The 14,026-nt window shown below is 70.2% G+C and carries 16 protein-coding genes; 5 read left to right on the forward strand and 11 right to left on the reverse strand.

Annotated features, from left to right (window positions below):
- Positions 1 to 121: 121 nt before the first annotated feature.
- Positions 122 to 1,177 carry an SIS domain-containing protein gene (locus ABT367_RS07865; protein ID WP_352250692.1) on the forward strand — a complete coding sequence of 352 codons (1,056 nt, stop codon included), beginning with the start codon at positions 122 to 124 and terminating at the stop codon, positions 1,175 to 1,177.
- A gap of 24 nt (positions 1,178 to 1,201) precedes the next feature.
- Here ABT367_RS07865 and ABT367_RS07870 read toward each other — a convergent pair whose 3' ends face one another.
- Positions 1,202 to 1,966 (reverse strand): SDR family oxidoreductase, encoded by a 765-nt coding sequence (locus tag ABT367_RS07870; protein ID WP_352250694.1) that lies wholly within the window; start codon positions 1,964 to 1,966, stop codon positions 1,202 to 1,204.
- A gap of 93 nt (positions 1,967 to 2,059) precedes the next feature.
- On the opposite strand from ABT367_RS07870, the gene ABT367_RS07875 reads away from it, so the two are divergent.
- Positions 2,060 to 2,779: a TetR/AcrR family transcriptional regulator gene (locus ABT367_RS07875; protein WP_352250696.1), complete on the forward strand. Its 720-nt coding sequence runs from the start codon at positions 2,060 to 2,062 to the stop codon at positions 2,777 to 2,779.
- A gap of 396 nt (positions 2,780 to 3,175) precedes the next feature.
- Positions 3,176 to 4,642, forward strand: coding sequence for a sensor histidine kinase (locus ABT367_RS07880; protein ID WP_352250812.1), 1,467 nt, complete (start codon positions 3,176 to 3,178; stop codon positions 4,640 to 4,642).
- A gap of 248 nt (positions 4,643 to 4,890) precedes the next feature.
- On the opposite strand, the gene ABT367_RS07885 is transcribed toward ABT367_RS07880, so the two are convergent.
- The 6 genes from ABT367_RS07885 to ABT367_RS07910 form a co-directional block, all read right to left on the reverse strand.
- Positions 4,891 to 5,148: a WhiB family transcriptional regulator gene (locus ABT367_RS07885; protein ID WP_040248489.1), complete on the reverse strand. Its 258-nt coding sequence runs from the start codon at positions 5,146 to 5,148 to the stop codon at positions 4,891 to 4,893.
- 316 nt (positions 5,149 to 5,464) lie between these two features.
- Positions 5,465 to 6,433 carry a diacylglycerol/lipid kinase family protein gene (locus tag ABT367_RS07890; RefSeq protein WP_199551192.1) on the reverse strand — a complete coding sequence of 323 codons (969 nt, stop codon included), beginning with the start codon at positions 6,431 to 6,433 and terminating at the stop codon, positions 5,465 to 5,467.
- Between the two features lie 102 nt (positions 6,434 to 6,535).
- Positions 6,536 to 6,958 (reverse strand): hypothetical protein, encoded by a 423-nt coding sequence (locus tag ABT367_RS07895; protein ID WP_352250697.1) that lies wholly within the window; start codon positions 6,956 to 6,958, stop codon positions 6,536 to 6,538.
- Between the two features lie 488 nt (positions 6,959 to 7,446).
- Entirely contained in the window at positions 7,447 to 8,502 is a 1,056-nt protein-coding gene (locus ABT367_RS07900) for an RNA polymerase sigma factor SigF (protein ID WP_434975425.1), read from the reverse strand.
- A 17-nt stretch (positions 8,503 to 8,519) separates the two neighbouring features.
- Positions 8,520 to 8,933 carry an anti-sigma regulatory factor gene (locus tag ABT367_RS07905; protein ID WP_093608316.1) on the reverse strand — a complete coding sequence of 138 codons (414 nt, stop codon included), beginning with the start codon at positions 8,931 to 8,933 and terminating at the stop codon, positions 8,520 to 8,522.
- Positions 8,934 to 9,286: 353 nt separating this feature from the next.
- Positions 9,287 to 9,547 carry a UBP-type zinc finger domain-containing protein gene (locus tag ABT367_RS07910; protein WP_352250701.1) on the reverse strand — a complete coding sequence of 87 codons (261 nt, stop codon included), beginning with the start codon at positions 9,545 to 9,547 and terminating at the stop codon, positions 9,287 to 9,289.
- 64 nt (positions 9,548 to 9,611) lie between these two features.
- Here ABT367_RS07910 and ABT367_RS07915 point away from each other — a divergent pair, with 64 nt between their 5' ends.
- Positions 9,612 to 11,204 carry a Na+/H+ antiporter gene (locus ABT367_RS07915; protein WP_352250703.1) on the forward strand — a complete coding sequence of 531 codons (1,593 nt, stop codon included), beginning with the start codon at positions 9,612 to 9,614 and terminating at the stop codon, positions 11,202 to 11,204.
- A gap of 23 nt (positions 11,205 to 11,227) precedes the next feature.
- Here the strand turns inward: ABT367_RS07915 and ABT367_RS07920 are convergent, their stop codons facing one another.
- The 4 genes from ABT367_RS07920 to ABT367_RS07935 form a co-directional block, all read right to left on the reverse strand.
- Positions 11,228 to 12,151: a 1-aminocyclopropane-1-carboxylate deaminase/D-cysteine desulfhydrase gene (locus tag ABT367_RS07920; protein ID WP_352250705.1), complete on the reverse strand. Its 924-nt coding sequence runs from the start codon at positions 12,149 to 12,151 to the stop codon at positions 11,228 to 11,230.
- A gap of 179 nt (positions 12,152 to 12,330) precedes the next feature.
- Positions 12,331 to 12,921, reverse strand: coding sequence for an N-acetylmuramoyl-L-alanine amidase (locus ABT367_RS07925; protein ID WP_352250707.1), 591 nt, complete (start codon positions 12,919 to 12,921; stop codon positions 12,331 to 12,333).
- Positions 12,922 to 13,112: 191 nt separating this feature from the next.
- Positions 13,113 to 13,346 (reverse strand): hypothetical protein, encoded by a 234-nt coding sequence (locus ABT367_RS07930; protein WP_165335702.1) that lies wholly within the window; start codon positions 13,344 to 13,346, stop codon positions 13,113 to 13,115.
- Between the two features lie 72 nt (positions 13,347 to 13,418).
- On the reverse strand, positions 13,419 to 13,646 hold the full coding sequence (locus tag ABT367_RS07935; RefSeq protein WP_165335703.1) for a hypothetical protein: 228 nt from the start codon (positions 13,644 to 13,646) through the stop codon (positions 13,419 to 13,421).
- 103 nt (positions 13,647 to 13,749) lie between these two features.
- Between ABT367_RS07935 and ABT367_RS07940 the strand changes: the two genes are divergently transcribed.
- Positions 13,750 to 14,010: a hypothetical protein gene (locus tag ABT367_RS07940; protein ID WP_352250709.1), complete on the forward strand. Its 261-nt coding sequence runs from the start codon at positions 13,750 to 13,752 to the stop codon at positions 14,008 to 14,010.
- The last annotated feature ends 16 nt before the right edge of the window (positions 14,011 to 14,026 follow it).

Here is a 14,026-nt window from a genome sequence, read left to right on the forward strand (position 1 = left end):
CGGCAGGGAGCGGCCGTACGCGGACAGCGCGGCGCACGCCGACCGATGGCCCCCACCAAGCAGCACACCCGCGCCCCCCGGCGCAGACTGAGGGAAGGCCAACCCGGGAAGGTAACCCAGCATGTCGCCCCTCAGTGAGCAGGCCGGCCGGATCATGGCGGCCGAGATGGCGGAGCAGCCGACCGTGCTGCGGCGGATTCTGGAGCAGGGCGCCCCGAGGATCCGCGCCGTCGCCGATCAGATCTCCGCCCGCAGCCCCCGTTTCGTGCTCCTCACCGCCCGCGGCACCTCCGACAACGCCGCCCTGTACGCCAAGTACCTCCTCGAGATCCGGCTCGGCCTGCCCTGCGGCCTCGCCTCCATGTCGACCACGACGGCCTACGGCGCCCGTCCCGATCTGCGCGATGTCCTGGTCATCACGGTCAGCCAGTCCGGTGGCTCACCCGATCTGGTCGACTCCACCAAGGCGGCCCGGGACGCCGGAGCGATCACGCTCGCCGTGACCAACAACCCGGACTCGCCGCTGGCCGCGGTCTCCGAGCACCACATCGACATCCTCGCCGGCCCCGAGAAGGCGCTCCCCGCGACGAAGACCTATACGGCCTCCCTCCTCTCGCTCTACCTCTTCGTCGAGGGCCTGCGCGGCGGCGACGGAGCCGAGGCGGCCGTACTGCCCGATCTGGCCGCCGAACTGCTCGCCCGCGGCGACGAGGTGAAGCAGCTGGCCTCTCGCTACCGCTTCGCCGAACGCATGGTCATCACCTCCCGCGGCTACGGCTATCCGACTGCCAAGGAAGCCGCGCTCAAGCTGATGGAGACCAGCTACATCCCCGCCCTCTCGTACTCCGGCGCGGACCTCCTGCACGGCCCGCTCGCCATGGTCGACAACATCTCCCCGGTGATCGCGGTCGTCACGGACGGCGTGGGCGGCGAAGCCCTCCAGCCCGTGCTGGACCGGCTGCGCGGCCGCGGCGCCGACCTGGTCGTGATCGGCCCCCGCGAGCAGGTCGCCGCGGCCTCGGCGGGCTTCGAGCTCCCCACCTCGGACGTCCCCGAGGAACTCCAGCCCATCCTGGAGATCCTCCCGCTCCAACTCCTCGCCTACGAGGTCACGATCGCCCGCGGCCAGGATCCGGACGCCCCCCGCGCCCTGGCCAAGGTCACCGAAACCCACTGACGCCGCCGCATCTGAGCGCGCCCCCTAGGCCAGTGACCCACCCGTCGCGTCGATCCACTGCCCGGTCACCCACCTCCCGTCCTCCGACGCGAGGAAGGCCACCACATCCGCGATGTCCGACGGCGCCCCCACCCGGCCGAGCGCGGACATCGAGGCGGCGTTCGCCCACGCCTCGTCGCTGGTGCGCAGCCAGTCGGCGTTGATATCGGTGTCGACGATGCCCGGCGCCACCGCGTTCACCGTGATCCCGCGCGGCCCGAGCACCTTGGACAGATCGCGTGTGAAGACGTCCAGGGCGCCCTTCGTCATCGCGTACGCGACCAGATGCGGCATGACCGACGCACGGGAGAGCCCCGACGAGATGTTGATGATCCGCCCGCCGTCCCGCAGCCGTTCCGCGCCGAGCTGGGTCACGAAGAACGGCGCCTTGGCGTTCACCGCGAACACCCGCTCGTACTCCTCCTCCTGAAGCGTCGCGAAGGGCTCGCTCACCCCTATCCCCGCGTTGTTGACCAGGATGTCCAGCCCCTCCGCCTGCCGGTCGAACTCCGCCCACAGCGCCGCCGCATCCCCTGGCACCCCGAGCTCCGCCCGTATCGCGAAGGCCGAGCCGCCGGCCTCCTCGATCGCCGTGACCGTCTCCTTGGCCGCCGTCTCATTGCTCCCGTAGTGCACCGCCACCCGCGCACCGTCCCGCCCGAGCCGCTCCGCGATCCCGCGTCCGATGCCCCGGCTGCCGCCCGTGACCAGCGCCGTCTTCCCCGTAAGCCTGCCTGCGAGCACGCCCATGACTGCGTCCCTCTTTTCGCTAGTGGTCGCTACAGAAAGAAAGCTAGCCCACGCCACCGCAAGATTTCTAGTGCCCGCTATAGAATTCACTCCATGGTGGAGAAGCACGCCGACAAGCAGCAGGTCGACAAGCGGCAGGTCGACAAGCGGGACGCCGACAAGCAGCAGGCCGACGGCCCCAAGGCCGGCTCGAAGCCCCGCGGCCGCCCCCGTTCCTTCGACCGCGCCACGGCGCTCGAGAAGGCGCTGCGGATCTTCTGGGAGCGGGGATACGAGGCGACCTCGGTCTCCGACCTCACGCGTGCCATGGGGATCGGGCCGCCCAGCCTGTACGCCGCGTTCGGTGACAAGCGGTCGCTGTTCGCCGAGGTCCTCGTCGAGTACGGGCGCACCCACGGGTCGGTCGCCGGCCGCGCGCTCGAAGCCGAGACCACCGCACGCGCCGGGTTCGAGCGGATGCTGCGCGAGGTGGCGACCGCGTTCACCGAGCCGGGGCATCCGCACGGCTGCCTGGTGATCCACGCGGCCACCAACTGCACCAACCCCGAGGTCGAGGAGTCCCTGCGGGCGCAGCGCAATGCCAATGTGGCCGATTTCGTACGCCGCATCCAGGCCGATATCGACTCCGGTCAGCTGCCGCCCGATGCGGACGCCCGCGTCCTGGCCCGCCATGTCGCCGCGGTCTTCCAGGGCATGTCGCAGCAGGCCCGCGACGGTGCGAGCGCCGAGGAACTGGAGCAGGTCGCCCGACTGGCCATGCGCGCCTGGCCCCCCGCGCCCGCCGCAGCCCGGACCGAATCCGTGCCGGGGTGAACTTTTTCCTGCGGCAGGACGTTGGAGAAAGAGACGAGAACAAACATCTCCCTACGCATGGACATCGGAGAATGGTCTAGTCCACAATGCGGAGTGGAGCCCAGGCTCCAGAAGAAGTGACAAGCTTCCGCTCTTCCCGCACAGAAGAGCGGAGTGGGTGTCTGCGCGATCTGCCCTGACTGCGCAGGTGCCCCTACTCGGTCCGCGGGTCCGCACACCCGGTGGCCGATGCAACTCCGGGCTGCGGTGCCGGGCGGGTTGAGGGTCCCTCCCAGGCGCCGCGGCCCGCGGGTGTTTCCGGGCCCGTACGGGACGCTCCAGGCCCCCCGGACCAGCCCCCACCAGCGCCTCGGACGCCCGTCGGAGCGGCCAGGTACGCTCGCACACGTGCCCTCCATGAACGATCTCGTACGCCAGCACACCGCCCTCGGGGACACCGACCTCGAGTGGCTGCATCTGCTGGTCTCGGAGTGGCAGCTGCTCTCCGACCTCTCTTTCGCCGACCTCGTCCTGTGGGTCCCCACCCGCGATGGCACGCGCTATGTGTCGGTCGCCCAGATGCGGCCCAACACCGGCCCCACCTCGTATCAGGACGACATGGTCGGGCACCTCGTGCCGCGCGGCCGCCGGCCCATGCTGGACGCCGCGCTCGACGAGGGCCGGATCGTGCGCGAAGGCGATCCGGAATGGCGCGAGGAGGTTCCGGTCCGCGTCGAGTCCATTCCCGTACGCAGGGAGGGCCGCGTCCTCGGCGTCATCGCGCGCAACACGAACCTGCTGACCGTGCGCACCCCTAGCCGACTTGAACTGACATACCTGCAAAGCGCATCGGACCTCGCCCAGATGATCGCGGCCGGGTCCTTCCCGTTCCCCGGGCAGCAGGTCGACATGGATGCGTCGCCGCGTGTCGGTGACGGTCTGATCAGGCTCGACGCGGAGGGCCTCGTCCAGTACGGATCGCCCAACGCGCTGTCCGCGTACCACCGTCTGGGCCTTGCGGCGGACCTGGTGGGCCAGCATCTGGGCAAGGCCACGGCCGAACTGGCCCCGTCCCGCGGCCCCGTGGACGAGGCCCTGGTCAAGCTGGCCAGCGGCTGGGCCCCGCGCGAGACCGAGGTCGAGGGCAACGACTGTGTGATCCAGCTCCGCGCGATTCCGCTCAAGCCGAAGGGGACGCGGATCGGTTCGCTCGTGCTGCTGCGCGATGTCACCGAACTGCGCCGCCGCGAACGCGAGTTGATCACCAAGGACGCCACCATCCGGGAGATTCACCACCGGGTGAAGAACAATCTCCAGACCGTGGCCGCCCTGCTGCGGCTGCAGGCCCGCCGTATCGACTCGCAGAGCGGCCGTGAGGCGCTCGAAGAGGCGGTACGGCGCGTCGGCTCCATCGCGATCGTCCACGAGACGCTGTCCCAGAACCTGGACGAGCGCGTCGAGTTCGACGAGATCGCCGACCGGGTGCTCGCGATGGTCGCCGAGATCTCCCCGGGCAAGGTCACCGGCCGGCGCACGGGACGCTTCGGCATCCTGGACGCGGAGGTCGCCACTCCGCTCTCGATGGTCCTCACCGAAGTCCTGCAGAACGCCCTGGAGCACGGCTTCCGCGAGGGCGAGACCGGCACCGTCGAGGTCTCCGCGGTACGCGGCGGCACCAGCAAGGACGCCCGCCTCCTGATCACCGTCCAGGACGACGGCGTCGGACTGCCCGAGGGCTTCGACCCCAAGCGCGCCGGCAATCTGGGCCTGCAGATCGTCCGCACCCTGGTGGAGGGTGAGTTGGGCGGCTCCTTCGACATGCTGCCCGCGCCCGAGCGCGGCACCCAGGTGCTGCTCGACATCCCCGTACGGCCGCAGAAGTAGCCGCGGGCACGGTCCTTTCTCCCGTACGGCCGCTAAGCCTCGCAGGAGAGAAAGGACCGCGCCCGTACGGCACTTGGACGGCAGACACGTACTGCACTTGGACAGCAGAAAGCCCCGAACCTGTTGGTCCGGGGCTCAAAGCTTCAAACGGCTCTGCGCGTTGAGGGTACTGCGCGCTGCGGCTCGGGGGCGGGAGATGCGTACTCGCTGTACGCGCCGCCGGGCTCAGGTCCGTTCGGGGCGGAGCGTCAGGCAGAAGCCTGACGGGCTCGGTTGCGGGCGGCGCGGCGCTTCATCGCGCGACGCTCGTCCTCGCTGAGGCCACCCCAGACGCCGGAGTCCTGGCCGGACTCGAGCGCCCACTGCAGGCACTGCTCCACGACGGGGCAGCGACGGCAGACGGCCTTGGCTTCCTCGATCTGCAGCAGCGCAGGACCGGTGTTGCCGATGGGGAAGAACAGCTCGGGGTCTTCCTCGCGGCAAACGGCGTTGTGACGCCAGTCCATGGCTGCTCCATCTCCTAGGTATTGCTGGCAGGTTGCTTGTGAATGTGAACGCTTTCACGAATCCCCCCGCAAGTGAAGGGCCGATACCAGTTTCCTGGTGTAGGTCCTGTGAGAGAGGAGGGGTTCTGGCTCTCCGTGGGGCTGATGTTGCGAGCCGCGTCGAGCGCCAAGAAGAGATTCGCAAACCTCGACGACGGATACAACCCCTTCTGGAAAGTTTTTTTTGATTCCTCGGTGTCGGCTAGCTCACAGCCGTACTTCCATGGGGTGGACCCTGGTCTAAACGTTCGAGTGAAAGGACTTTGGGCCCTTCCACTCACACAATCACACGCAGTGCACGACGTACGCCTGTGAAGGTGACGCTCGTACGAAGCCCCAAGTGGTCACCGTCCATCTGGAAGGGCAGTGGGGCCTTTGATTGCAAGGTGAAGTCCGTCAGATCGTGCAGCAGCTCCGCGTGCTTGCCATGGGGCCCGCGCTCGGGGGTCGAGGTGAGCAGCTGGGTGGCGTAGCGGGCCATCGCCGGGGTCGACAGCTTGCTCAGGCCGAGCACGTCGAGGCCGGTGTCGAAGGAGGCCTGCGGGGACGCGTAGACCGGGCGATTGCCCAGGTAGGTCCAGGGGGAGGTGTTGCAGACTATCGACAGCACAAGATCGCTGACGGGGTCCTCGCCGGGGCGACTGAGCGTGATCGTTCCGTGCCGGCGGTTGGGCTCGTCGAGGAACTGGCGGACCATCTGCCGTACGTAAAGCGCATGGGTCGAGCGCTTGCCGCGTTCCCTTTGCTGTTCGACTCGTCCGATGACGCTCGCGTCGAATCCGAGGCCGGCGCAGAACGTGAACCAGCGCGCCGGCACCCCTTCGTCCTCGGTGCCCTCCGTACCGGAGGCGAGGCCGAGGCCCACGGTGCGCTGACTTCCCGTACGCAGAGCGTCGAGAAGGGCGCCGGTGGATTCGACCGGGTCGTTCGGGAGGCCGAGGGCGCGGGCGAAGACGTTGGTCGAGCCGCCGGGGACGACCGCGAGTCCGGGAAGTGACTCCGGACGGGGGCCGTTGTGAAGCAGTCCGTTGACGACTTCGTTGACGGTGCCGTCGCCGCCGAGCGCGACGACGAGCTCGATGTCCTTGCTCTCCGCGGCCTGGCGACCGAGGTCCCTTGCGTGACCCCGGTACTCCGTGGTGACCGCCTCGAGTTTCATCTCGCTGGCGAGGGCGTGGATCAGTACGTCACGGGTGCGGGCACTGGTGGTGGTTGCCGCTGGATTGACCACGAGAAGTGCACGCATGCGAGGAAGGGTACCTAGCGCTCTTGATCTCGCCCATACCTAGGTCCCGATACGGGGGTGAGGGCGCCGTCGCGGCCGGGGTGCGGCCGCCGTCGGACGAGGTCAGCTTTCGCGGGGGCCGATGCCGAGGGCCTGGGTGGTGGCCGGGTTCAGGAGCAGGGCCAGGGTCGTGACCGCGACGACCGCGAGGGCGATGCCGGCGGGGATGGCGATGCTGTCGGCCTGCAGGAGCTGCCAGGCGACGGGGAGCGCGAGGATCTGCGTGATGATCGCGGGGCCTCGGCTCCAGCTGCGGAGCTTGAGGAGGCCGCGGGCGGCGAGCAGGGGGATCGCGGCGAGGACGATCATGGTGATGCCGCCGGTCTCGGCCTGGGTCGCGTTCTCGGTGTTGCCGGCCAGGCCGTCGACCAGCATCCAGACGCCGATCGCGATCAGGGCGAGCCCCTCGAGCGCGGCGAGCGCCGCGGCTGCGGTCAGGCGCGGGGGGCGGGGGGCGGCGGGGCTGGCGGTCTGGTCACTGCTCACCCTTGCAGGGTAGCGGGGCGGGCGGGTGGGCTGGGTTGGGGTATCGGGGGACCGTTTGTGCTGTGGGGTGTCCGGTTTGGGTGGGTTGGGGGTGGACAGATGGTCCCCTTGTCGGGAAGGCCACACCCAAAGACCAAAGCCAAAGACGTATGCAGCGTGGCTGGGGTGCGTGGGTGGTTGCGCGGACCTCGCGCGGCGGCTCGGTCGGCTGCTTCGCCGTCGGGCTTCCTTTCGCTGATTGCGGTCAGAGAGGGGTTACGGGGCTCCGCTCTCTCGCGCTGGGGGACCTGGTGCTCTGTCCCTGCGGGCTCCCGGTCGAGGCGCTGCGTCCCTCCGGGCGCCCGCCCAAGCGCTCCGTTCAGCCACGCTCCCGGCCGAGGCACTCGGCCCTCCGACCCCCGCCCAGGCCCTCCGACCCGCCACGCCCCCGGCCCGGCCCGCCGCCCCGCCGGAGTCCCCAGGGCCCCCGGCGCGGCAGCCCGTACGCCCTACTCCTCCACCAGCAAGCGCTCCCGCAGCTGGGCCAGTGTGCGGGCCAGGAGGCGGGAGACGTGCATTTGGGAGATGCCGACCTCCTGGGCGATCTGGGACTGGGTCATGTTGCCGAAGAAGCGGAGGAGGAGGATGCGCTTCTCGCGTGGGGGGAGGTCCTCCAGGAGCGGCTTCAGGGATTCGCGGTACTCGACGCCCTCGAGCGCCTCGTCCTCCGCGCCCAGGGTGTCCGCGACCGCGGGGGACTCGTCGTCCGTGTCGGGGACGTCCAGGGAGAGGGTGGAGTACGCGTTCGCCGACTCCAGACCCTCCAGGACCTCCTCCTCGGAGATGCCGAGCCGCTCGGCCAGTTCGTGGACCGTGGGGGAGCGGCCGTGCTGCTGGGAGAGCTCGGCCGTCGCGGTCGTCAGGGCCAGGCGCAGCTCCTGCAGGCGGCGCGGTACGCGGACCGCCCAGCCCTTGTCGCGGAAGTGGCGCTTGATCTCGCCGACCACGGTCGGTGTCGCATACGTCGAGAACTCGACGCCGCGTTCGGGGTCGAAGCGGTCGACCGACTTGATCAGGCCGATCGTCGCGACCTGGGTGAGGTCGTCGAGCGGTTCGCCGCGGTTGCGGAAGCGGCGTGCGAGGTGCTCGACCAGCGGGAGGTGCTGACGGACGAGGCGGTTGCGCAGCTCCGCGTACTCCGGGCTGTCCGCGGGAAGTTTGCGCAGTTCGACGAAGAGCGCCTTCGCGCCGCTGCGGTCCTGCGGATCGTGCTGCTGCCCAGTCATGTGTCCCGCCCTCCCCCGGCTGCCGCCGGGAGGTGTCCCCGGCCCGCGCCCGGCCTGGCCGAAGAGCGCGCCGCGCTCGCCCCTGTCGCTCCGTGCCACCTGCTGCTCCGCGTTCGGAGCGTCCTCCGTGTCCGGATGCGGCCGGGCCTGCTGCTCGGGAATTCCCGGGTTGCCGACGGCGTCCCGGGGCCCCGCAGGACCGGGCCTGCCGCCGGTGACCGCGCCGGATTCGCTGCCATCGGATGGCAGACCCCATGCGCCACGCTCATCGCCTCGCACCGGCCCGTCCCCGTCCCTCACGCCGGCCCGGGTCCCGCGCCGCGCTGTTTGTACAGGCTGATGGAGACGTTCTTGTCGTCGTCCACCGTGGATTCGACCTTGCCCGCGAGTGCGGAGAGCACCGTCCAGGCGAAGGTGTCCCTCGCGGGGGCGCGTCCGTCGGTGGTGGGGGCCGAGACCGTGACCTCGAGGGAGTCGTCGACCAGACGGAAGACGCAGCTGAGGACCGAACCGGGCACGGCCTGCTGGAGCAGGATCGCGCAGGCTTCGTCGACCGCGATCCGCAAGTCCTCGATCTCGTCGAGGGTGAAGTCCAATCGGGCCGCGAGTCCTGCTGTGGCGGTGCGCAGCACGGACAGGTAGGCACCGGCAGCCGGAAGCCGGACTTCGACGAAGTCCTGGGCCGCGGGCTCGCCTGCGATCTGGGACACCCTCACCTCCAAGGTGGTCGAACATGTCGGGCCGAGGGTGCAGGCGCCTTCGGGTCTTCCTCGGCGGCCTGCGCCTTCGGGCTCTCGGCCCGCCGACGGGCGGCGGGCCATACGCAGCGTCGCACGGGTAACGCGCCGCAAGGTCCAGCGGTGACGCTATCGCGCTCCGAGGCTCCCTGTCCCGGGGGCCCTTACGCTCGGGGGCCCATTGGTGTCACTCATAGTAAGCCTATGCGTACGGACAGTGGCTAGGGGTCTGCGGGCCCAATTGCCAACAGAGTGCGCCGGGTTGACGTACCCACACGTCGCGCGGTCGAACCCCTGCGCTCGCGCCCCGCGTACGCCTGCGGGCGTCACACGATCGCACCGTCCACGAAGCACCACCGCCAGCTCTCGCCGGGCTCGAAGGTGCGCATCACCGCGTGTCCGGTGTCCTTGAAGTGCTGGGTGCCGTGCTGGAACGGCGACGAGTCGCAGCAGCCCACATGCCCGCACGTCAGACAGAGCCGCAGTTGCACCGGGTGGCTGCCGGCGGCCTCGCATTCGAGGCAGGTCTCGCTCAGAGCAGGCGGCTCCGGGTGGGGCAGCAGCTCAACGTGCGTGCACTCGTTCATGATTGCAGCTTACGACGCAGGTCAGGGCTGCGGCTCACGATCATGGACGGGCGCGGGGATCACCATGGATGTCTTGCCACTGCTGATGCTGGTCGCGGGCAGCGCCGCGATCGCCGGGGTCGCGCGCCGCACTCCGGTGCCCGCGCCCCTGCTCCTGGTCGCGGTCGGCCTCGTCGTGTCGTATCTGCCGGGCGTGCCCGCGTACGAACTCGATCCGCACATCGTCCTGCCGCTGCTTCTGCCGCCGCTCCTGTACACCGCCGGTGTGGAGAGCTCGTATCTCGACCTGCGGGCCAACTGGCGTCCCGTGGTGCTGCTTTCCGTGGGGTACGTGCTGTTCGCGACCCTGGTCGTCGGCTACGCGATCTATCTGATCGTGCCGGACCTGCCGCTCACCGCCGCGCTCGTGCTCGGTGCGGTGATCGCGCCGCCGGACGCGGTGGCGGCGACCGCGATCGCGCGGCGGGTGGGTCTTCCCTCGCGGATCACCACGATCCTGCAGGGCGAGTCCCTGGTGAACGATGCCACCGCGATCACCGCGTACAAGGTGGCGCTCGCCGCGGCGGTCGGGGAAGGGGCCAGCTGGGCGGGCGGGATCGGGGAGTTCGCGCTCGCGGCGCTCGGCGGTGTGGGGGTCGGCCTGATCCTGATGGTGCCGCTGCACTGGCTGCGCAAGTGCCTCAGCGAGGCGCTGCTGCAGAACACCCTCTCGCTCCTGATCCCCTTCGTCGCCTACGCCGCTGCGGAGGAGGTGCACGCGTCCGGGGTGCTGGCCGTGGTCGTCGTGGCGCTCTATCTCGGGCATCGCTCGTGGCAGGTCGACTTCGCGACGAGGCTCCAGGAGGCGGCCGTCTGGAAGATGGTCGCGTTCATCCTGGAGTCCGCCGTCTTCGCGCTGATCGGGCTGCAACTCCCGGTGGTCCTTAAGGAATTGGGGGAGTACGAGGGGCTGACCGCCGCCTGGTACGCGGTGGCCCTGTTCGTGATCGTGGTCGTCGCCCGGTTCGTCTGGGTGTACCCGGCGACGTACATCCCGCGGTGGCTGTCCACACGGATCCGCGAGCGGGAGCCGGACCCCGGATGGACCGGGCCGCTGATCGTGGGCTGGGCCGGGATGCGCGGGGTGGTGTCGCTCGCCATCGCGTTCTCGATCCCGCATGTCCTGGACGACGGCTCGCCCTTCCCCGCACGCAATCTCGTGCTCTTCCTGACCTTCACGACGGTGATCGGCACCTTGGTCGTGCAGGGGCTCAGCCTGCCCGGTCTGATCAAGGTCCTGAAGGTGCCGGGGCGCGACGCCCGGGCCGAGACGCTGGCGGAGGCGCAGGCCCAGAGCGAGGCCTCACGGGCCGCGCAGGAACGGCTCGACGCCCTCCTCGCCGACGAGCGCAACACCCTGCCGGAAGCGCTGGCCGACCGGCTGCGGGCCGTTCTGGAGCGGCGGCGCAACGCGGTGTGGGAGCGCCTGGGCACGGTCAATGCCGTGACCGGGGAGAGCGCCGACGACACCTACCGGCGGCTCGCGGGCGAGATGATCGACGCCGAGCGCGAGGTCTTCGTGCGGCTGCGCGACCAGCGGCGGATCGACGACGAGATGCTGCGGACGCTGCTGCGCAGGCTGGATCTGGAGGAGGCGGCGGCCTACCGCGAGGAGTAGCGGACGGCTCCCAGGCGTGCGGCTTACCGGGAGGAGCGGTCGAGGGCCTCTGGGCCCGGCCGGCCGGTGATCACCGCGGCGAGGCGGGTGCCGGGCGGGAAGGCGCCCTCCTCCGTGAGGGTGCTGAGGCCGTGGAGCAGTTTGGCGACATAGAGACGTTCCAGGGGCAGCGCGTGGCGCTGCTCGAAGTCGTCGGCGAACGCGTCGAGTTCCGGTGTCGTACGGGCGTAGCCGCCGGCGTGGAAGCGGTCGTCGAGGCGCCAGTTGGCGGTCGGGGCGCCGAAGGCCCCGGTCTGCAGGCGGCGTATGTCCGTGGCGAGGAAGCCGCCCTTGAGTACGGGGAAGCCGAGGGCCTCCTGGCCGGGGGCGAGTCCGGCGGCGAGTCCGGCGAGGGTGCCGCCCGTGCCGCAGGCGATCGCCACGACGTCGGCCGCGTCGCGCAGCTCGTGCCCGAGGTCCGTACAGCCTTGTACGGCGAGGGAGTTGGAGCCGCCCTCGGGGACGACGTAGCTGTCCTGCGCCCGGGCCTCGGCCAGGATGCGGGCGAGGGTCCCCGGGTGGTGCTTCTGTCGGTACGTCGATCTGTCGATGAAGACCAGACGCATACCGTCGGCCGCGCACTGGGCCAGGGACGGGTTGAGCGGACGGTCCGCGAGCTCGTCGCCCCGTACGACGCCGATGGTGGGGAAGCCGAGGAGGCGGCCCGCGGCGGCGACGGCGCGCAGGTGGTTGGAGTAGGCGCCGCCGAAGGTGAGCAGCGGTCGTCCCCGGGCGGCGCGGAGGTTGAGGGCGAGCTTGCGCCACTTGTTGCCGGGCAGTGCCTCGTGGATCAGGTCGTCGCGCTTGAGCAGCAGGGTGACGCCACGGCGCGTGAAGCGCTCGTCGGCCAGCGGCCGCAGCGGGGAGGGGAGCCGGGGCTGCAGGGCGGCGAGGTCGGGGGCGGTCACGTGTTCATTGTGCGGTGGGCGCTGGTGTGCGGCTTTTCGGGGCGGACGGCGTAGGCCGGGAGGCCGGCCGGCCCTCCGACGTGTGGACTCGGACGTCGGAGGGCCGGCCGGGGTGCGGGGAGTCTCCCGGGACTGCTCGTACTGCTTGCGCCGTACTGCCGGCGTCGTACTGCTTGCGGCTACTTCAGCCGCTCGGCGATGCGATTGCGCATCGCCCGCATCGTGAAGCCGCGCGGGTCGACCTTGCCCGGCTGCCATTCGAGATGGCCGATCACCGAGCGGGCCGTCCAGCGGTGGTGGCGGCAGATCGCCGCCGCGGCCCGTTCGATCGCCTCCAACTGGGCGGCGGGCCAGGGGTCTTCGCCGTCGCCGAGATTCTCGCACTCGAAACCGTAGAAGTGGCGGTTTCCGTCAGTGTTCGCCTCGTTGTCCGGCGGCAGTCCCTTCTCGGCGATGACGGCGCGCAGGACGTCGTCGTCGCCGAGGCCCGCATGGTTGGCGCGGCCGTGGCCCACCAAGTGGACCCTGCCGTCCTTGGTGATCACGCCGTGGCACAGCGGCCCTGGCAGCGAGGCGTATCCGTCGCGGCAGATGCGGACGGTGCGCTCGCTGCCCTTGGTGACGGTGTGATGGATCATCACTCCGTGCACCGGGCCCCAGGGCCCTTTGTGATTGCGGTTGTGGTGGCGCCAGTCGCCGACCTCGACGACGGTGAGTCCTTCGTCCCGCAGCGCGTCCAGCAGTCTGCTCGCGGACATGGGTGGGGCCATGCCGCCTCCATTCGTATGGCTCGCATACGGCGGGAGCGCCCGGTTGCGCGCCGCCTCGTAGCGCACGCTTGTACCGGAACTCCCTTGCGAAGGCGACTTGTTCGAGACCCGAGCGAGCTGAATCGGTCAGAGTGCGGGCCTGGTGGGCCGTCGGTGTGCGGGCACGTCGGGCCGACGGTGTGCGCGGGTGGTCAGCTGCGCAGGAACGCGTCACCGTTCGCCGCGACGTGCGCCTCGACCGCCTGCAGCGCCTGCTGCGTGGCCTGGGGGCTGCCGGTGCCCTGCCGCTCCGCGTAGTAAGCAGCACCGAGCTTCTTCAGGAGGTCCGCGCCCGCGCGCTGGCCCTGCACCTCGTCGATCTTCTGCTTGCCCTGTGTGAGACCACGCTGCGCCTGCTCTTTGGCTCGGTCCAGGAACCCTGCCATGGTGTTTCTCCTGTCTCGTGGTGCGGTTTCCGTTCCGTCAACGTCCGGGCGGATCTTGGGGTTCCCAGGCTCTTACGTCGCCGTGTCCCACGCGGCCTGCTTCAGGGCCATACGGGCGGCCGGCGAGGCGCCCCTGGGCGTGGCCCAGTACGGGTGGGCGGCGATCTGCCGGGACAGCGTGATCAGACGGCGGCGCAGCACCGTGTAGTCCTTGCCGGACGCGGTCGCCAGGCGCCGGCATGCCGCGTACCAGTCGATCTGGGCCTGCAGAAGGTCATCGGGGAAGAGGTGTCCTGTCACGGTCCCGATTCCATCACGTGTTCGAATATTTGTGCGAGTCGACGCGCGCGGGACGCGGTCGCGGCCTCTGGCCGTACCCCCGGCCCAGGAATACCTTGGAATCATGGCCAGACGAGATGAGCGCACGGCCGCAGCTCGCGCTCTCGGCGATACGGGCCGCATCGGCGCGCATCGCGACGGCGACGAGTGTCCGGTCTGCAAGCAGCCGGTGGACACGGTCGTCAAGCCCCGCAAGGTGCTCGGCGCCTATGTGCCCAGTTACTCGGCCGGTCCCTGCCACAACCCCCGCTGTTCGGCCGGTGTCGACAAGGCCGAAGCGGAGGTCGAGGCCGGGCCCGCATCCGAGCCCGAGAATCACCCGTAGAAGAAAAATCTTGAAA

This window comes from Streptomyces mesophilus, from assembly GCF_040300965.1.
Lineage (GTDB): Bacteria > Actinomycetota > Actinomycetes > Streptomycetales > Streptomycetaceae > Streptomyces > Streptomyces mesophilus_A.